The following is an 18,406-nucleotide window of genomic DNA, read 5'->3' as shown; positions in this document are numbered from 1 at the left end:
CTCGGGAACGGCCGATCTGGGCCGGTTGAAGCCGGGCGCGCTGGTCGCGTTGTTTGGAAAAATAGAGTGGTGTGCAGAAGAGGTGCTTACACCTCTTCTGCAGGTTGGTTTACTTCGCTTCAGACTTCCCGTCATAGCGAGACTGCCATTCTTTCAGTATCGCCGCGCGGTTGTTGGCGGCAAATTCAAAGTCGTTGTCGATCATCGCATCCAGAAGACCTTCAGGGAAGTGCTCGACCGGTTTTGCGACGCCAGGATAGGCGACAACGGCGTACCCTGTATTGTACATCTCGTTGGCTTCCTTGGTGACGGTGAAATCAACCAGTTTCTGCGCGGCTTCGAGATTTGCAGTACCGGCAACAATAGCGGTCGCTTCCATGTCCCAGCCGACACCTTCTGACGGGACAATGATCTCAAGCGGCGCACCATCAGCTTTCGACTTAGCACCACGGAAAGCAAAAGAGATGCCAATCGGGATCTCACCTGCAGCAGCCAGTTTGCACGGCTTTGAACCAGAGTGGGTATATCGCGCGATGTTCTCGTGCAATCCGTCCATGTACTCCCAGCCGCCTTCTTCGCCGAACATCTGCAGCCAACTTGAAACATCAAGGAAACCAGTGCCCGACGAGTTCGGATTTGGCATGATCACCTGATCCTTATACATGGGGTCTGTAAGATCCTTCCACGAAGTTGGTGGCTTCAGTCCCGCCTTCTCGGCCTCGACGGTATTGTAGCAAACTGCCGCAACCCAAGCGTCCATGCCAACCCACGCCGGAGGATTGTCGCCATCGACAAATTTCGCGTCTAGGTCGCCAACACCCGCAGGCGCGTAAGGCTCCAGCATACCTTCGGACTTGAGCAACAACAGCGAAGTGGCTGCGAGACCCCACACGACGTCTGCCTGAGGGTTGTCCCTCTCGGCCAACAGTTTGGCGGTGATGATCCCGGTCGAATCCCGCACCCAGTTGATTTTGATGTCCGGATTGCTCGCATTGAACGTCTCAGCGTAGCGCGCCAGGTCTTCAGCTTCGACGGCTGTGTAAACTGTCAATTCGGTTTCAGATAACGCAACTGTAGCAGTCAAGGAGCTTACGGCCAGGGCTGCAAGAAATTTGGTCTTATGTTTCATCGTGATCCTCTGTCGGTTGATTATTCTCGGGAACGCCATTCTTGAGCAGCGCTTATTTGCAGTTCCATGCCCCGGCAGTGTGACAGATAAATAGATCAAGAAAAATCGATTATACCTTCCACATCATAAGCAAAACCTATGTAAGGCAATCCGCCCTAGCGCTCGGAATTGAGTGTCATACCCCATTGATATGAGATAGGAACTCTCCCTGCACCAGTCACCCAAGAGTTCCGTTCAAATCAGTACGCTTCGGCATTGGCCCATCGAACGGGCGGTGGGCTACGAAATCCGAGGCTACATACTGCTACCCGCAAGCACTATTCAGCGGAAGAGAAGATCAGGATCGTTCTGGACAGGCTCTAGGGTAAAGACAGCATTGCGGAGCTGTGCTGCCGGGCAGGCATCGCTCAGAGTCTGTACTATAGCTGGTCCAAAGAACTCCTTGAAGCTGGCAAGAAGCGCCTCGCGGGCTATAAGATACGTGCGGCGACCTTATCCGAAGTTAAAGACCTGCGCCTTGGACTCGTTATCCCGCAACTTCCTTCTCCTTAGTCCAACTTGTACGTCATCTTGTTAGGGCCAGAACCACAATTCCAACTGCCACGATTATCGCCGCCAGGAGCCTGTTGGATTTTGGACCCTCTCCAAACCACATCACACCAATTATTGAAGCGAAGATGACCGAACTTTCTCGGAGCGCCGATACGACACCCAACGGTGCGAAACTCTTAACATAGAGCACCAGACCATAGGCTAAGCCGGAAATGATTCCTCCTGCTAAACCTGACCAGACATATCTCTTTGGAAGTGCGATGAGGCGTTCCCATCGGGTCGAGAAGATGAACCCCGCCACGAGGATCTCGGCCACGAACAATACCGTGATATATCCAAGCGTATTCCCTGACAATCTCACGCCAATACCGTCAACCAAAGAGTAGGAAGCAATCATCAAACCAGTTCCGAATGCCGCCGCGATGCCTACCCAGTTCGTGCCCTTTCCAAGTCCGCCAAAAGACAGGCAACCGATGCCGGCCGAAATGCAGACAATACCGATCCACGCGCCCGGAGGAAGGAATTCACCGGCAAGAAAGACCGCTCCCAACGCCACTAATATGGGCGTTATCCCGCGCGAGATGGGGTACACCACCGATAAATCGCCGTAACGGTAGGCGGTGTTGAGAAACCAGTAGTATCCCCAATGAATCAAGGTGGAACCAATAATGTATGGAATTGCAGCCATTACTGGAAAGCCCGTAAAAGGAAGCACGGCAAGCGCAGGTATGGCATGCCCGATCGAGATTAATCCCAACATAATGGCCTTGTCAGGCGCGCCCTTTACGACCGCATTCCACAGCGCATGAAGGAAAGCCGCAAACAGTACGATGAGGATCGCATGTACTGTCATTGCTCGTCGCAATCAGCGAAAACGCCTTGTAGACACATATGATTTTGCACCTCTATGCGCTCTGCTTCATGAGCTGATCGACTGGTGTTCTACCAAATCTTCGCTTGTATCGCTGCGAAAGCGTCGTACAGGAAACAAATCCACAGGCCAATGCAATTTCTGTCATTTACAGGTCAGTGAATTCGGCGATGGCATGAGCCTTCTCCCACCGCTCTGCCATATAGTTTGGCTTTGAGTTCGTCATGGTTCGTAACGAGGTTAGGCATTGATTCGCGGTCAAAACTGTCCGGCTTCCGTGTCTTGAGAGAATTCAATCAGAATTGAAGAAAACGTATTATATGCGAAATGAACGCCGCAGGGCCCTATACCCGCCTCAAGGCCAAATCCGTTAACCATATTCAACACGCCAGCAGGCAGGATATCCGCGATCAGTTCACAGAACACCATGATCGTCGCTGGTGTTGCTTGGCCGGATTCAGGACCACGCAATAGCCAGCAGCTCCAGATTGTCGTCCAGCTTTTGCTCTATCCGCATGAGAACATTCGCGCGCTCGGTCACGCTGGTCGAACCTCAGGTATCGGCAGTCGAATGCGCTGGGTCCAGTGCGGCCTCAACGTCTGAAGCATCAGACCGTGCGATTTGGCCAATGGGCTGGCCGGTGATCGGACTTAGATTGTCAAAATACCGGCCTGCCTTTGGCTTGCAAAAGTCGCCTCCGATGAAATTGTCATAATGGGATAGAAAGGGCGAGATACTCGTTGGCGCGTGCAGATTGGTCATCTCATTCATTGAATTTCTCCATAAGTTCACGGTCGGGGTTTTTGACATCCCGCGCAACGGCTGATGCAGCGGTGTGGAATCCGGCCCACCGTTCTTGTTGTACGGCGACTTGGCTAACACGATGAATTTTCAGAATGTATCCGACCATAGTAGTATTACTTTGGTCGCTGCTTGGGGTCTTCCTTTCCGCAATCGCCGAGAGCGCCAAAAAATGTGCCTCGAATGTAAGCGCTTGCACGAATCAAATGTAAGCGCTTACAGTGTCGCTCAGAACTGCAACCTTTTCGGATCCTGTTTTATGTTCCTTACCGCCTCGCTGATCGTCTTTGTCATCTACTTCGCCAACGTCGCTCTGGGGGCCTTTGCAGCAAGCGCATTCCTTGGGGACGTGGGCGAAATGCTGGTTCTGTTTGCCGCGTCGATATTGTTTGTCGTCGCCATTCTTCAAAAAGAGGCTGACCGAAACAAAAAGAACGGCAGCTAAGGATTTCTGGGAGGAAACATAATGGACAAAGATCGCAAGGACCTTGCGTCGGCAGCACGCCGAAATTTTCTGAAATTGACGGCAACAGGCGGCTTCACGGCGGCCATGGTAGCTGGTGCTGCGGGGACGTTGTGGTCAACTGAAGCTGCAGCGCAAAGTGCCAGCGAAGAGCGCGACCGTGAGGCTGCCGCGGACCATATCATGGTTCTGGCAACTGCCTATCCAGTCGGTGCGTCGCGTGGTTATCCAATCATGCAGCTGGACCTGAAGGAAAACATCCAGAACGCGACCAACGGCAAGATCTATGTCAAACTCGCGCCTGGCGGGCAGCTGGGTGCAGGCGGCGCGCTGGTGCAGGCGGTGCAGGGTGGCACAATTCAGGCAGCACAGCATTCGCTTTCGAATTTCGCGCCGTTTGCGTCGACCGTTGACCTGATCAACATGCCGTATCTGTGCGGATCGAACCAGCGTTTCACAAACCTCGTCAACTCGCAGTTCTGGAAAGACTCGGTCGAGCCGAAGGTCGAAGAAAACGGCTTTAAGGCGCTGTTTTACATCAATATCGACCCGCGTGTCGTCGCCATCCGCAAGGGCGGCCCCGGACCGGTCCTGACACCCGGCGATCTGTCCGGCGTCAAGTTCCGCGTTCCCGGCTCGAAGATGCTGCAGCAATACTATCGCATGGTTGGTGCAAATCCGACGCCTGTGGCCTGGGGAGAAACCCCGTCTGCGATCAAACAGGGCGTCGCTGACGCGCTTGACCCGTCCGTGGGTGCGCTCGAAGTCTTTGGTTTCAAAGATATCCTGAGCCATGTGACTTTCACCCAGGCCGTGCCAGACAGCCAAGTTTATTCGTGCAACCTGGAATGGTTTAACTCAATGCCCGCCGACGTGCAGGAAGGGATCATGTGGGGGTCCGAGATGACCTCGCACCAGAACCTTGCCAAAGTGCCATCGGCCCGCGCCTACGCTATGGCCGAACTGATCAAAGCAGGTGTCGAATTCCACTCGCTCAGCGAAGAGCAACTGGCCGAATGGAAAGCCGCTGGTGGCTACCAACGGTCCGAATGGGACGAGTTCAAGATCGATCTGGCCGGGTCCATGGACAACTTCGCCAAGATGGAAGAAGCCGCAGGTACCCAAGGCAAGTACTACGTGCATGACGCTTAACAGTCGGGTCGGGCGTGCCTCCACGCGCGCCCGATCACCAATATTCTCCCGCCTCAGTAAAATCCAAACGCTTCAGCGCGGTTCGTTTTGCTAGGCAAATCAGCAGGTTCTCACATGAGCTTTTTGCGCCGAATTGATAGAGACGCCGAGCGCTGGTTGCTTCTGGTCTTCTACGTGATGCTTGTCATCACCATGGCGATCGAGGTGCTGCGCCGGGAAATATTCTCTTTTTCCTCGATCTGGGGCGAAGAAATTGTGCGGTACTCCTTCATCTATCTCGCATGGATTGGTGCTGCGGCTGCAGTGAAAGAGCGCGCGCATATCCGCATTGACGTGCTGATGCACTACCTTGGGCCGCGTCCGAAGGCTTTGCTGTATATCTTTGGCGACCTGGTGATGTTCGGTGTTGCTGTGATTGCCCTCTATTGGTCCTACGAAGCCGTGCATGTGTCTGCCAAATTCGGGTCGGTCACGGACGGGCTGCGCATTTCCAAAGTATGGTTCCTGATGGCGGTTCCATTGGGGTTCGGCCTGATCATATTGCGGCTGATTCAATCCCTACTGCGCGACATCCATTCTCTCAGAACGGGCAAACCCGTTTTTGAGGGCGACACACTCTTTGATTGAGGGATGAATTGAATGCTTTGGCAAACCTTTGATCAAACCGTCGAGCTGGGTTGGGATTTCTATCTCCCCGTTATCATATTCGTCTCGCTGATTGCACTGGCGGTTCCGGTTTGGGCCGCCATCGGGACTTCGGCGATCCTGATGCTGGTCATGTCCGGCGACCTTCCCCTGAGCCTTGTTGGTGAAAAGCTGTTCACCGGCATTGACGCCTTCGCGCTGACGGCGGTGCCGCTGTTTATCCTGACAGGGGACGTGCTGGTCCGAACCGGGCTCAGTCGAAAATTCCTTGATGTTGCCGAGGCATTGACGTGTTTCACCAAGGGTGGTTTCGGGTCTGCCACGGTTCTTGTCTGTGGCATGTTTGCGGCCATTTCGGGATCGGACGCAGCTGGTGCGGCCGCGGTTGGACGTATGACTATCGCACGCTTGGTCGAAAGCGGCTATCCGCGCCCCTATGCCTGCGCTCTGGTGGCGGCAGGCGCCTGTACCGGCATTTTGATCCCACCGTCGATCGCCTATATCATCATCGGCCTTGTTCTGGGGATATCCGCATCGACCTTGTTCCTTGCGGCCTTGATCCCGGGGATCGCGATCCTGTTGTCGATCCTGATCACGAACCTGATCGTTAACCGCATCTACGCCTATGAAGGTGGTGGACAGATGACGATGGCCGAATGGTTGGGTAATCTGGGCCGTGCTCTAAAATCCGGTTGGTATGCGTTTATCGTGCCGGGCATCATCTTTTACGGCATATTCTCGGGCCGCCTGACACCAACAGAAGCGGGTGCAACGGCCGTCGTCGTGACAATCATCATGGGCTTTATTCTGCGGACGCTGTCCCTTGCGGATTTTCCCGCCATGCTGGTCAGTTCGGCAAAGGTGAACGGCGTCATCCTTCCCATAATCGCTTTCTCGGCTCCGCTGGCCGAAGCGCTGGCCATCATGGGCGTGCCGCAAGGTTTTGTGACATCGGTGACCGGGCTGACGGATGAACCATGGTTACTGATCCTGCTGATGATCGGAATCCTGATCGCCGCCGGTTGCGTTATGGAAACCACGCCGAATATCGTGATCCTTGCGCCTATCCTGAAACCACTCGCGGACAACATCGGCATGAACGAGATACAGTTCTGCATCATGATGATCACAGCTCTTGGCGTAGGCTTCATCACGCCGCCATTGGGGCTCAACCTGTTCGTGGTGTCTGGCATAACCGGGGAATCCATCCTCAAGATTGCCGCCCGTGCCGTTCCCTTTGTTCTTTGCATGTTCTTGGTTGTGTTGCTGATTGCTTATATGCCAGCGATTTCGACTACGTTCTTGCCCGAAATCTACAAGTAGGACCTCGCTAAGATGAAACGTGAATACCTGAAAAAAGCGACCCTAACCGCTAAATCGGATGCTTCCGAAGTCCACGAGACGGTCAGGACAATTCTGGCTGATATTGAGGCAGGCGGAGATGCAAAGGCTATGGAATACGCCGCCAAGTTCGATCAGTACGAGGGCAATGTCCTTTTGACTGCCGAAGAAATCGAGGCGGCAGGAGCGCTTGTGCCGGAGAGGCTGAAAGCGGACATCCGGTTTGCGCATGACAACGTCAAACGGTTTGCCGAGGCGCAAAAGGCCACAGTATCCGATGTCGAGGTTGAAATCGTACCGGGCATGATTGCGGGGCAAAAGGCTATCCCTGTTGATGCGGCGGGCTGTTATGTGCCCGGCGGTCGCTATAGCCACATTGCTTCGGCCATCATGACTGTGACAACGGCCAAAGTTGCAGGTTGTCGCCACATTACCGCCTGTTCGCCACCCCGTCCCGGTGTAGGAGTTGCCCCGGCCATCATTTATGCCGCGAACCTGTGTGGTGCGGACAAGATTATGGCACTTGGTGGCGTTCAGGGTGTGGCTGCAATGACGTTCGGACTGTTTGGCCTGCCCAAGGCCAACATCCTCGTGGGCCCCGGCAATCAGTTTGTTGCAGAAGCCAAGCGCATTCTTTTTGGCCGTGTCGGGATCGACATGATCGCGGGCCCAACGGACAGTTTGATCCTTGCAGATGCAACAGCTGATCCGCATATCGTGGCAACGGATTTGGTAAGTCAGGCCGAACATGGCTACAACTCGCCTGTTTGGCTGGTCACAGATGACCGGGTGTTGGCCGAAAAGGTGATGGAGCTTGTGCCTGCCCTGATTGATGATCTGCCCGAGGTGAACCGCGACAACGCCTTTGCCGCTTGGCGTGACTATGCGGAAGTGATCGTATGCTCAGATCGCGAAGAAATGGCTGTTTGCTCCGATGATTACGCGCCCGAACACCTGACAGTGCAGGCCGAAGATCTGGATTGGTGGCTTGAGCGGCTCACATGTTACGGCTCGTTGTTCCTTGGGGAAGAGACGACCGTTTCCTATGGTGACAAAGCGACGGGTACCAATCATGTGCTGCCAACGTCAGGGGCCGCCAACTATACTGGCGGTTTGTCAGTCCACAAATACATGAAGATTGTCACATGGCAGCGTGCAACACGCGAGGGTGCCAAGCAGGTTGCCGAAGCCACAGCGCGCATTTCCCGCCTTGAAGGGATGGAGGGGCACGCCCGTGCTGCGGATGTTCGTCTGGCCAAGTATTTCCCGGATGAAGCATTCGACCTGACCGCAAATGGCTGATCCAAGATCACTGTTTGACCTGACTGGCCGCGTGGCCTGTGTAACCGGCGCCAGCTCCGGCCTCGGGCGGCGTGCGGTCATCGCACTGGCAAGTGCCGGGGCCCGCGTGGTGGGCGTAGCCCGGCGCGAGGACGCCCTGCAGCGCTTGCAAAACGAGGTCGGCGAAGATGTGGACTACGTTGCAGCGGATGTCGCCGACCGTGATGCACTCCCACACTTGGTAGAAGCGGTCAGCGCACCGTTCGGAGCGCCAGACATCATTGTGCACGCCGCTGGCATCAACATCCGTCAGACGGCGGATGACGTGACACCAGAAGGTTGGGATCAGACCGTGGCGCTGAACATCTCGGCTCCGTTTTTCCTGAGCCAGGCACTGGTGCCCGCCATGAAGGCCAAGGGGTGGGGGCGGATCGTGAATTTTGCATCGCTCCAAACCACGCGCGCTTTTCCCGGTGGCATCGCCTATGGGACGACCAAGGCGGGCATAGCCCAACTGACCCGCGCAATGGCTGAGGCCTGGTCGACCTATGGCATCACAGCCAATGCGATCGGACCCGGATTTTTTCCGACAGAACTGACCGAGGCCGTCTTTGCCGATCCGAACCGAGCCACGCGCAATGCCGTCCAGACCTGCATCGGACGCAATGGCCGTTTGGAAGACATGGACGGCCCCATGCTGTTTCTCTGCTCGGACGCGTCCGGTTACGTGACCGGACAAACCTTGATGGTCGACGGAGGGTTCACAGCAAAATGAAAGCGTTGGTCTACGAAGGTGTCGAAACGCTTGGTGTGCGCGAAGTCCCCAACCCGACGGTCGGCCAGGGCCAGTCGCTGGTTCGTATCGAGGCCTCGGGCATCTGCGGGTCGGACATGCACGCCTACCTCGGCCATGACGACAGGCGTCCTGCGCCCTTGATTCTGGGCCATGAGGCTGCTGGTGTGATTGAGGGCGGCGCGCGTGACGGCGAACGGGTCACGATCAATCCGCTGGTCAGCTGTGGCACTTGTCCCGCGTGTCAGACGGGCCGAGATAACCTGTGCCCGGACCGTATGATCATCTCCATGCCGCCGCGCGAAGGGGCCTTTGCTCAATATGTGGCAATGCAAGGCAGCAATCTTATCGTGGTGCCGGATCATGTTCCGTTGCAAAAGGCTGCACTGGCCGAACCTCTGGCCGTCAGTTGGCATTCCATACGGTTGGGGCTGACGGCGCTTGATCCGGGTGCCAGCCGCACGGCGCTTGTACTGGGGGGCGGGGCTATTGGTCTTGCCGCGGCCCTTGCCCTCAAGGCGCAGGGGGTCGATGACGTAACTGTTGCTGAACCAAGCGACAAGCGACGCACATTCCTGGAAGATCAATGCCTTGTGAAATCTGTACCCACAGGGGCAGGGCAGTACGGCATCGTGGTCGACGCCGTCGGATACGCGGCAACACGCGCGGCAGCTTCTGCCATGGCTGAACCGGGGGGTGTCATTGTCCACATCGGCCTGGGAGAAGACACGGGTGGCCTCGATATCCGGCGGATGACCTTGCAAGAGGTGACGTTCATTGGAACCTATACCTACACACCGGAGGACTTCCGGGATACCTGCAGCGCGCTTTTCGATGGCGCGCTTGGCCCGCTAGACTGGGCAGAACATCGCAGCCTGAATGATGGACCGCAGGCATTTGCCGATCTACGATCGGGAGCGGTTGCAGCCCCCAAGATCATCCTCGATCCGTGGGCCTGACACTTATGATCACCAACCAAATGGAGACACTTCATGTACTATAAAATCCTCGTCCCGATGGCGCTGGACCATGGCGTGTCGACTCATACACTTGAGATAGCCAACGCGCTGAGTGCAAAGGATGCCCAGATCTTCGCCCTTCACGTTCATGAGGCGCCCCAAGGCTCTGTTAGTGCGTATCTGGACGAAGAGATGGTTGCCGCCGGGTTTGAAAAAGCGCGTGCTGATCTTGAGGGCAAATTGTCTGGACATCCCGGTGTCACGCCTGTGATTGTAAAAGGACATTCGGCCCGCACTATCATCGACTATTCCGAGGCGCATGGCATCGACTGCATCGTGCTTGGATCCCACAAACCTGGTCTGAGAGATTATTTCCTGGGCTCCACAGCTGCTCGCGTCGTGCGGCACGCAGGCTGTGCCGTCCATGTGCATCGCGCGTCCTCTTGATGACGCTCTCCTCTCCTTTCAAGAAAGGCCCTTCTGCAACATGAACATAGACAAGAAGATCACCGATGATCTTGTCGCGAATGACATCTCGTTCGTGACGACGGTGCCCTGCAAACAGCTTGCGGGCGTTATCGAGGAAATAGACCAACACCCCGATATCTTCCATATTCCGTCGAACAAGGAAGACGAGGGCATGGGCCTGTGTGCCGGTGCGTGGATGGGTGGAAAACGCCCTGCGATCATCATGCAGAACACAGCCATTGGGGTGACGATCAACACTCTTGCGACGTTGATCCAGTATTACCGGATGCCGCTGCCGATGTTGATCAGCTACCGCGGAGAGCTGCGTGAGCCCGTGGCTTGCCAGGTGGAAATGGCGGTGCATACCAAGGCGCTGCTGGCACAGATGAATATCCCCACCTACCACTTCCATCACCAGAAGGATGTGGAAGAGCTGGATATGATCCTGAAGTATACCTTTATGTGCAACAAACCCGTGGCAATCCTGACCGATGCCAGTTTCTGGGGAGGCTATGGCGACCAATGATCCGTTCTGAAATCCTCAAGGAAATTGCACCTCAACTCCGTGATCAACTAGTGGTCTGCAACATTGGCATCCCCAGCCAAGAACTGCATGCCATCGACGATCAACCAACGAATTTCTACATGCTCGGCACGATGGGCCTCGCTTCGTCTATCGGCTTGGGTCTGGCGCTGGCGCAGCCTAAAACCGTGATCTCCATTGATGGCGACGGGTCGGTGTTAACCAATCTGGGCACCTTGCCAACCATTGGGAACAATATGCCTCCAAACTTTATCCTGATGATCATCGACAATGGATCATATGGATCAACCGGTGATCAGCCGACCTATACCGGGCGCAAGACCGACTTGGCGGGCATGGCGCGTGCGGCCGGATGTGACAATGTCGTTGAAGTGCAGGATGTTGATACCGGGAAAGCATTGCAAGAGGCGATGGACGCGCAGGTCGGCACGGTCATGATCGTGAAATGCGACAGCGGAAATGCCAAGATGCCAGTCATTACAATGGACCCGGTGATCATCAAGGATCGCTTTATGAAAGCGGTGGCTGGTTGATGAACCGCGCCGCGCGAATTCATTCCAGTGAGGATGCGCGGCGTTTGGCCAAGGCACGTCTGCCTTGGATGGTGTTTGACTATATCGATGGGGCCGCAGGGTCAGAAACGGGGGCTGCGCGTAACCGCGCTGCTCTGGATGACATTTGCCTTGAACCCCGGATACTGAAAGATGTCAGCCATCGGTCTTTGGACATGCCGCTGTTTGGCAAGATTGCCAAGCGGCCCTTTGGCATTGCGCCGATGGGCATGTGTAATTTGTCCAGACCTGGTGCAGATCTGATGCTGGCGCGGTTGGCCGCGCGCGCATCCGTGCCTTTGGGGGTCTCGACCGTGGCCTCAACCCCGCTGGAAAAAATGATCGAGGTCGCCGAAGGGCACGCGTGGTTCCAGCTTTATTTCAGCGGGGACGGAACGGGGTCATTCAAGCTGGCAAAGCGGGCGCAAGATGCCGGATACGAAACCCTGATCGTAACCGTCGACGTGCCCGAGGTTGGTCGCCGACCGCGTGAGTTGCGCCATGGTTTTACCATGCCATTCCGTATCGGACCCCGCCAATTTCTGGACTTTGCCCTGCACCCGCAATGGTCGCTTATGTCACTTGCCGCAGGTCGTCCGCAGATGGCAAATTTCGAGATGCCGGGCTTTGAATTCGACCGCACCGAAAGCCGCGCGAGGGCGACTTGGACAACATTGAAGGCTCTGCGCGATTTGTGGCAGGGCAACCTGGTAGTAAAAGGCGTGACCAACGCCGAGGATGCGCTGCAGTTGAAATCCGAAGGCGTTGACGCCATTCAAGTGTCAAATCATGGCGCACGGCAACTTGAAAGCGCACCCGCAGCCGTTCACGCGCTGGGCCGGATACGAGATAGCGTTGGTGCGGATTTTCCGCTATTTTACGACAGTGGCTTACGATCTGGCGAAGACGTTCTGAAAGCCCTCGATCAGAGCGCAAATTATGTGTTCTTTGGCCGCGTATTGCAATTTGCCATCGCCGCGGCCGGCGAAGAGGGTTTGCATAGACTGTGGAATATTCTCAGCGAAGAGTTGTCCAGTGCACTTGCTCAGGTTGGTCGGACGAAACTGACCTGAAGCAACGGAACAAATGTGAATGCCGTCGGTAACGCCTCTAACGCACACGATCCGGATGCCGTTACGAATTATTTTGCCCCGGACGCTGTGTTCGACTACGCCAGCGGCCCGAGGTGTTTGCCGGCAGGTTCGAGAGTGCAAATACCCTGAATTGGGAAGCGTTGGGAAACCTAAGCAACCATTCATTTCAGACGCGCATGCGTGCGCTTTGCAGGAAGCGAAAGCCGATCACGTTTCTCTCGCCGACCGCGATTTTAGCCAGTTTACGACTTGCATCACCGCGTGTTGGTTTGCGGCCGAACGCTCTATGAGGAGGTAAAAATCGCTACCACCGATGTCTCTTGCCGCACCAACCTCTACCAGGCGTCCTGCCTCAAGATCTCGGGAAACCATGAAACGGCTGACAAGGGCCACACCCTGCCGCGCGATGGCAGCGTCGACCGCAAGCGCTGTCTGGCTTAATCGAAGGCCGCGTTGCGATTTGTCACGAACCCCTAGGTTTGCAAGGTATCGCGGCCAAAGGTCATGCGTGTCATGAATTTTGGGCAGGTGTGCAAGGTCATCTGGTGTTAACGAATCGAATGCGTCGCTGATAAACTCGGGTGCGGCTACGGCAATCACCTCTTGTCTGAAAATAAGCGCCGCCCGAAGCGCGGCGCCAAACGGCGGCGATCCCTGCCGGACGGCAAGGTCGATCCCGTCGCTGTGAAAGCTGGAGACTTTTTCAGTGGCCATGATCCGCAAGTCGATTTCCGGATGGCTCTCTGCAAAGTCCGGCAGATTCGGGATCAACCATCTCGCAGCAAAAGTCGGGGTAACGCTTATTATAACCTTGTCCGGTTCCGGCTTTAGCTCGGCGGTTGCAGATCTAAGGCTCGCAAAGGCAACCGATATACGTGCGTGATAGCTACGGCCAACCGAGGTGAACTCCAATCCTTTGGGCACCCTTTCGAACAATGTGACTTCTAGGTGAGCTTCCAGCAGTCGCACCTGCTGCGCCACCGCCCCTTGTGTTACGCCCAACTCATCGGCAGCGGCGCGGAAACTGAGGCGGCGCCCAGCGACTTCGAATGCCCGTAAACCGTTGAGGGGAGGAAGATCAGCCATGAGACAATAGTATTTCTACTGTAATGAAACATCAAATCTCAATCGAACGATCCATCGAAACAGGATATTTTCACAGAATACAAAAGGGGAATCGTCAGATGGCAGTAGAAAAAGTAGCTTTGATTACCGCGGGCGGGAGTGGCATGGGGGCTGACGCGGCGCGCCGGCTTGCCAAAGATGGCTTCAAAGTCGGCATCCTCTCTTCTTCGGGTAAAGGCGAAGCACTCGGCGCCGAGCTGGGTGGTTTTGGCGTCACTGGTTCTAACCTCAGTGGTGACGATCTGACTGCTTTGGTCACGGGCGCGACGGAGCGTTGGGGCCACGTCGATGTCTTGGTCAATTCCGCCGGTCATGGCCCGAAAGGGCCCGTATTAGAGATCGGTGACGATGATTGGCATCAAGGGATGGAGGTCTATTTGATGAATGTGATCCGCCCAACACGGCTGGTGACACCCTTGATGCAGCAACAGGGCAGGGGGGTGATTATCAACATCTCTACTTTCGCGGCGTTTGAGCCCGATCCGCTGTTTCCAACATCAGGCGTCTTCCGGGCAGGATTGGCCGCCTTTGCCAAACTCTATTCTGATAAATATGCCGCAGAGAATATTCGCATGAATAACATCCTGCCGGGTTTCATCGACAGCCTGCCCGAAACAGAAGACCGCAAAGCCCGGATTCCGATGGGACGTTACGGTCATGCTGCGGAGGTCTCTTCGCTTGTCTCATGGCTGGCGTCTGAAGGCGGTGGCTATATGACGGGTCAAAACTTGCGCGTTGATGGGGGATTGACCCGAGCTGTCTGAGGCAACGTATCTGTTTGCACAACATCAAGCCTCAATGCATTTGTGCATTGCCTGAGGCAGTACAAAAGGAAGCGGGCCGGTCGGCACAATGCCGATCGGTAGGTTGATGCCGTAAACTTGCTGCATCAGGTCGTCGGTGAGGATATTTGAAGGTGTACCAGAGCCCCAGACAGTGCCCTGTGACATCACGTAAACACAGTCTGCAAATAACGCGGTGAGGTTCAGATCGTGCATCACCACCACCACACCTCCACCTTGGGCGGCAAAATCGCTTGCGATACCAAGGACCGTAAATTGATGCGCGATATCCAGGCTGGCAACCGGTTCGTCCAGTAAAAGCCAACTGGGATGATCGGCCCGTTGTGCCTGCCAGACCTGCGTCAAAACACGGGCTAACTGTATACGCTGCTGCTCACCCCCGGACAGGGTCTGGTAAGACCTCTGCTCGAACCCGGCTAAGTCGACATGTGCCAGGGCGGTAGTGACCGAACTGTCATCTTGTGCGGCCAACCCGTTTGCCAGCCCCAGTCTGACAATCTCGTGCACTTTGAAAGGAAAGGCCACGCTGGTCGATTGTGGCAGCACGCCCCGTTTTGCGGCCAGTTGCCAGGGCTTTAACTCTGAGATGTCGTGGCCATTCAGGGTGATGGTTCCGGTCGAGGCAATCTCTCCGGCCAATGCCTTTAGTAAGGTCGACTTGCCCGATCCGTTGGGCCCGATGATTGCGGTGACCTGACCGGGATCGGCCTTGAAATTCACGTCGTGCAAGATGTCCTTTCGGCCCAGACTGACGCAGATATTCTTACCTTGCATGATTTACATTCCCATAATGCCGTGGCGGCGCAGGAGGATCCAAAGAAAGACCGGTGCGCCGAGAATTGCCGTGACGATCCCGATTGGCAGTTCCGCCGGGGCCACCACGACCCGGCTGATCATGTCGGCGCATAGCAGCAGACTGGCACCCAGCAGGGCGGAATTCATCAAAAGCCTGTGGTGGTCCGGCCCGGTTGCCAGACGTAGCAAATGGGGGACCACAATTCCGATGAATCCGATGCCGCCGGACACGGCAACAGCGGCCCCTGTTGCACCGGAAACTGCAAGAATGGCGATGTTCTTGCTGCGCTGAACCGGGATGCCCATGTGATGGGCGACAGCCTCTCCCATCGCCAGACCGTTAAGCGCGCGAGCCAGAAATTGTGTGCTTGCAAGGGCAACCAAAATGATTGGCGCAGCCGAGGCGATTTTGGTCCAGGTTGCCCCAGCTAACGATCCCATTCCCCAGAACGTCAGGTCGCGTAATTGCTGATCATCGGCCATGTATACCAGAACACCCGATGCGGCGCCGGATAAGGCACCTAATGCAATGCCGGCCAGTAGCATGGTTGCGACCGAAGTCTGCCCCCCGCTGGTCGAGACACGGTATAGGATCAGAACAGACGCCCAGCCACCAAGAAAAGCAGCAATGGCCACTAACCCGTTTCCTGTCCAGACCAAAACCGACACTGGCAAGTGGCTGCCAAGGATGATGGCTGAAATTGCGCCCAGACCTGCGCCCGCGCTGACGCCGACAATTCCGGGGTCCGCCAACGGGTTTCGGAAAAGCCCTTGCATGACCACCCCTGAAACAGCCAGCGCGGCACCGACCAGAATCCCCATGGCAAGCCGGGGCAAGCGTATGTCCCAAAGGACAATCCGATTCAGGTCAGACAGGGACCGCCCATTGATTAGGTCGATCACCGCCATGTTTAACGACGCATCCGAAGCACCGACTGAAATGCTTGCGGCGCTGGTCAGGCCAAGCAATACCAGTAAGGCCAAGGTAACCCGCCGTGCGGTTGCTCGCCGATTGTACCCGGGTGCCTCGGCGCTCATATGATCCAACGTCAGCGTCATGAGCCACCTTCATCCTGCAGGGCTGCTGACAGATCAGAAATGGCACTGGCGGTTCGAGGGCCAAACCCAAGAAGATATGCACCCTGCATGCGGATCAGCATCTTGTTCTGGCCCGCCGGGGTCAGCTTGACTGCGGGCAGTGAAAAGAGCGCGGCATCCTCGGTATTATTATCACCCCGCCGATCCATCATAAGGATGACATCAGGCGCAGCCGACACCAGCGCTTCGGGCGTCATTGGCTTGTAACCTGACACTTTGGCGGCGGCATTTACACCGCCAGCCAATCGAATGATGCTGTCTGCTTGGGTATCCACACCTCCCACTGTGATCCGGTTATCCTGCACCGACAGAACAAACAGAACCCGTTTCGGGTTGGATCCTGCGGCACTACTAGCCGCCAATTCCGCCTGATTGATCTGGCGTATGGTTTGCGCTGCCAATCCCTCGGCAGCAACGTCAGTGCCCAGCACGGCCCCAACGGTTTGGATTTTTTCGACCACGCCTTCCAGAGAGAACTCATCCTTGATCGTGACGTATTGCACGCCCGCTTCCTGCAGAACCGCAATCGCCTCTGGTGGTCCTGAACCTTCAAGCGCCAGGACCAAGTCTGGTTCTACCGACAAAACGCCTTCGGGCGACAGCGCGCGTCGGTATCCGATATCGGGCAGGTTCATCGCTTCTGTCGGGTAGGTTGATGTTCGGTCGCGACCAACTAGCCTGTCTTGCTGACCCAGAGCGTAGACGATTTCAGTGATGGAACTGCCGATCGCGATGATCCGCTTTGGTTCGTCGTCCGCAGCCTGCGCGACCTGTGTACTTAGCAGCATAGCCAAGGCAGGCCAGATCACTCGCATCCTGTTCATGTCAGCGCGGCCTCGGGTTGTGGTTCAAGTTCGGCAACCAGCGCGTCCCAGACCGGGCGATGGTCGGTTTCGCCAGTGCGCAGACCGAATATCTGGAAGATCAGCCCACCTTCGGCATCGAACGCCTCGACAGAGACGGCGGGGCCGCGCTGCGTCGGTTTGGTGACAGCCCAGACCTCTGCAATATGGTCCGTCCTCAGATGCAAATTGAAACGCGGGTCTAGCACATTGAACCAGGGTCCCATCTGCTTGATCGTTCCGATACGGCCACCGTGAATTTCGATACATCCACGATTGCCAACAAAGATCATCACCTCAATCTCCTTGTCGCACACCTGTTCGAACATTGGTGATATTACCGACGGCGTCAGTTCCCTGACGAGCGGTTGGCCGGCGATGCGATAGGCCCCCAATCGGTTCATCTTGAGCTTTGAGGTCAAGCGCATGAACTGGTGGGTGTCCGTCATCTTGGCCCATTCCGCACGTAGGATTTCCGTCTTTTCGGGGTTGGACTTGGGCGCTTCGGTCGGTCGGCGCGGTTCTAAATCAAGAGTTTGCGATTGGTCCTCAGACGCAAGGGCGCTGACAAGCTTATCCCAATGGTCCAGATCCGATCCTTCGCGCAGGAATATCTTGTGCACCGCATCGCCTGCGGCATCAAAGACCTGAAGCGAGCGTTTCACACCGCTGTCGGTTTTGCGTTCGATCGCAAAGGCATGGACCCAATGGCCGGGAAACATGCGCAAATCAATCTCATCTGTCAGAACCATCGAGGCATGAGCACCCGAATGGTAGTTGTCGTATTGACCGACCTTTTCGATCACGCAGGAGATATTGCGCGTCAACCCCATAACCTCTCCCAACCCGTTGAGCATTGGGAAAAGGTCATCAAGTTTTGCCGTCAGCCGTGTAACGTCGTTCCCGGCGAAGGCAGCGACCAACTGGCCTTCGGTAAGTCCAATCGATTCTGCCAGATCGCGGTCACGTTTGCCGCTGTTTTGCGCATAGGCTGCACGAATTTGAGCCGGGGTGTTAGGCACCTTTTCCGTCATGGGTTTTCCCATCTTCGAGTTGATTTTCAGAGGTGCTGGCCCGGCAGCCGAATTGTTCGGGTGC

General features: G+C 56.0%; 21 protein-coding genes and 1 pseudogene. 13 read left to right on the top strand and 9 right to left on the bottom strand.

Annotation, left to right across the window (positions count from 1 at the left end):
- Window positions 1–109: 109 nt before the first annotated feature.
- Complete coding sequence (locus AC2FGB_RS13730) at window positions 110–1,129, bottom strand: putative 2-aminoethylphosphonate ABC transporter substrate-binding protein (RefSeq protein ID WP_271949918.1); 1,020 nt, start codon at window positions 1,127–1,129, stop codon at window positions 110–112.
- Between the two features lie 255 nt (window positions 1,130–1,384).
- Between AC2FGB_RS13730 and AC2FGB_RS13725 the strand changes: the two are divergent.
- Window positions 1,385–1,645: pseudogene (locus AC2FGB_RS13725) on the top strand (transposase); the annotation flags it as partial.
- Between the two features lie 49 nt (window positions 1,646–1,694).
- Here AC2FGB_RS13725 and AC2FGB_RS13720 read toward each other — a convergent pair.
- The 3 genes from AC2FGB_RS13720 to AC2FGB_RS13710 all read right to left on the bottom strand — a co-directional run bounded on the left by AC2FGB_RS13720 (window position 1,695) and on the right by AC2FGB_RS13710 (window position 3,324).
- The gene (locus tag AC2FGB_RS13720) at window positions 1,695–2,534 is read right to left on the bottom strand and encodes an EamA family transporter (RefSeq protein ID WP_496694032.1); all 840 of its coding nucleotides are present in this window, start codon (window positions 2,532–2,534) and stop codon (window positions 1,695–1,697) included.
- Between the two features lie 52 nt (window positions 2,535–2,586).
- Window positions 2,587–2,700 (bottom strand): AraC family transcriptional regulator, encoded by a 114-nt coding sequence (locus AC2FGB_RS13715; protein WP_496690043.1) that lies wholly within the window; start codon window positions 2,698–2,700, stop codon window positions 2,587–2,589.
- Window positions 2,701–3,105: 405 nt separating this feature from the next.
- Window positions 3,106–3,324, bottom strand: coding sequence for a hypothetical protein (locus tag AC2FGB_RS13710; RefSeq protein ID WP_496694031.1), 219 nt, complete (start codon window positions 3,322–3,324; stop codon window positions 3,106–3,108).
- A gap of 289 nt (window positions 3,325–3,613) precedes the next feature.
- On the opposite strand from AC2FGB_RS13710, the gene AC2FGB_RS13705 reads away from it, so the two are divergent.
- The 11 genes from AC2FGB_RS13705 to AC2FGB_RS13655 all read left to right on the top strand — a co-directional run bounded on the left by AC2FGB_RS13705 (window position 3,614) and on the right by AC2FGB_RS13655 (window position 12,624).
- Window positions 3,614–3,799: a hypothetical protein gene (locus tag AC2FGB_RS13705; RefSeq protein ID WP_142637697.1), complete on the top strand. Its 186-nt coding sequence runs from the start codon at window positions 3,614–3,616 to the stop codon at window positions 3,797–3,799.
- Between the two features lie 21 nt (window positions 3,800–3,820).
- Window positions 3,821–4,969, top strand: a complete 1,149-nt coding sequence (locus AC2FGB_RS13700; RefSeq protein ID WP_496690041.1) for a TRAP transporter substrate-binding protein — start codon at window positions 3,821–3,823, stop codon at window positions 4,967–4,969.
- A gap of 114 nt (window positions 4,970–5,083) precedes the next feature.
- Window positions 5,084–5,596 carry a TRAP transporter small permease gene (locus AC2FGB_RS13695; protein ID WP_281973202.1) on the top strand — a complete coding sequence of 171 codons (513 nt, stop codon included), beginning with the start codon at window positions 5,084–5,086 and terminating at the stop codon, window positions 5,594–5,596.
- Between the two features lie 12 nt (window positions 5,597–5,608).
- Entirely contained in the window at window positions 5,609–6,937 is a 1,329-nt protein-coding gene (locus tag AC2FGB_RS13690; RefSeq protein ID WP_142637703.1) for a TRAP transporter large permease, read from the top strand.
- 12 nt (window positions 6,938–6,949) lie between these two features.
- Entirely contained in the window at window positions 6,950–8,257 is a 1,308-nt protein-coding gene (gene hisD, locus AC2FGB_RS13685) for a histidinol dehydrogenase (protein ID WP_142637705.1), read from the top strand.
- Window positions 8,250–9,011, top strand: a complete 762-nt coding sequence (locus AC2FGB_RS13680; protein WP_282022013.1) for an SDR family NAD(P)-dependent oxidoreductase — start codon at window positions 8,250–8,252, stop codon at window positions 9,009–9,011. The genes hisD and AC2FGB_RS13680 overlap by 8 nt, the downstream gene beginning before the upstream one ends.
- Window positions 9,008–9,988 (top strand): alcohol dehydrogenase catalytic domain-containing protein, encoded by a 981-nt coding sequence (locus AC2FGB_RS13675; protein WP_496690040.1) that lies wholly within the window; start codon window positions 9,008–9,010, stop codon window positions 9,986–9,988. The genes AC2FGB_RS13680 and AC2FGB_RS13675 overlap by 4 nt, the downstream gene beginning before the upstream one ends.
- A 33-nt stretch (window positions 9,989–10,021) precedes the next feature.
- On the top strand, window positions 10,022–10,435 hold the full coding sequence (locus AC2FGB_RS13670) for a universal stress protein (RefSeq protein WP_282027722.1): 414 nt from the start codon (window positions 10,022–10,024) through the stop codon (window positions 10,433–10,435).
- 40 nt (window positions 10,436–10,475) lie between these two features.
- Window positions 10,476–10,982 (top strand): sulfopyruvate decarboxylase subunit alpha, encoded by a 507-nt coding sequence (gene comD, locus AC2FGB_RS13665; protein WP_496690039.1) that lies wholly within the window; start codon window positions 10,476–10,478, stop codon window positions 10,980–10,982.
- On the top strand, window positions 10,979–11,533 hold the full coding sequence (gene comE, locus AC2FGB_RS13660; protein WP_142637717.1) for a sulfopyruvate decarboxylase subunit beta: 555 nt from the start codon (window positions 10,979–10,981) through the stop codon (window positions 11,531–11,533). Before comD ends, comE begins: the two co-directional genes overlap by 4 nt.
- Window positions 11,533–12,624, top strand: a complete 1,092-nt coding sequence (locus AC2FGB_RS13655) for an alpha-hydroxy acid oxidase (protein WP_496690038.1) — start codon at window positions 11,533–11,535, stop codon at window positions 12,622–12,624. The genes comE and AC2FGB_RS13655 overlap by 1 nt, the downstream gene beginning before the upstream one ends.
- 228 nt (window positions 12,625–12,852) lie before the next feature.
- Here AC2FGB_RS13655 and AC2FGB_RS13650 read toward each other — a convergent pair whose 3' ends face one another.
- Window positions 12,853–13,731 carry a LysR substrate-binding domain-containing protein gene (locus AC2FGB_RS13650; RefSeq protein ID WP_496694030.1) on the bottom strand — a complete coding sequence of 293 codons (879 nt, stop codon included), beginning with the start codon at window positions 13,729–13,731 and terminating at the stop codon, window positions 12,853–12,855.
- Window positions 13,732–13,829: 98 nt separating this feature from the next.
- Between AC2FGB_RS13650 and AC2FGB_RS13645 the strand changes: the two genes are divergently transcribed.
- Window positions 13,830–14,534: an SDR family oxidoreductase gene (locus AC2FGB_RS13645; protein WP_496694064.1), complete on the top strand. Its 705-nt coding sequence runs from the start codon at window positions 13,830–13,832 to the stop codon at window positions 14,532–14,534.
- Between the two features lie 24 nt (window positions 14,535–14,558).
- On the opposite strand, the gene AC2FGB_RS13640 is transcribed toward AC2FGB_RS13645, so the two are convergent.
- Genes AC2FGB_RS13640 through AC2FGB_RS13625 form a run of 4 tightly spaced genes read right to left on the bottom strand, consistent with a single transcriptional unit; the run spans window position 14,559 to window position 18,342 of the window.
- Window positions 14,559–15,347: a heme ABC transporter ATP-binding protein gene (locus AC2FGB_RS13640; RefSeq protein WP_496694029.1), complete on the bottom strand. Its 789-nt coding sequence runs from the start codon at window positions 15,345–15,347 to the stop codon at window positions 14,559–14,561.
- Window positions 15,348–15,350: 3 nt separating this feature from the next.
- Window positions 15,351–16,427, bottom strand: coding sequence for a FecCD family ABC transporter permease (locus tag AC2FGB_RS13635; protein WP_496690034.1), 1,077 nt, complete (start codon window positions 16,425–16,427; stop codon window positions 15,351–15,353).
- Window positions 16,424–17,290 carry a heme/hemin ABC transporter substrate-binding protein gene (locus AC2FGB_RS13630; RefSeq protein WP_496694028.1) on the bottom strand — a complete coding sequence of 289 codons (867 nt, stop codon included), beginning with the start codon at window positions 17,288–17,290 and terminating at the stop codon, window positions 16,424–16,426. The genes AC2FGB_RS13635 and AC2FGB_RS13630 overlap by 4 nt, the downstream gene beginning before the upstream one ends.
- Window positions 17,287–18,342: a hemin-degrading factor gene (locus tag AC2FGB_RS13625; RefSeq protein ID WP_496690068.1), complete on the bottom strand. Its 1,056-nt coding sequence runs from the start codon at window positions 18,340–18,342 to the stop codon at window positions 17,287–17,289. Before AC2FGB_RS13625 ends, AC2FGB_RS13630 begins: the two co-directional genes overlap by 4 nt.
- Window positions 18,343–18,406 lie beyond the last annotated feature (64 nt).

It is taken from the genome of Ruegeria sp. CDSC021 (genome assembly GCF_059610845.1).
This window is presented reverse-complemented; position numbering and strand designations above follow the sequence as displayed.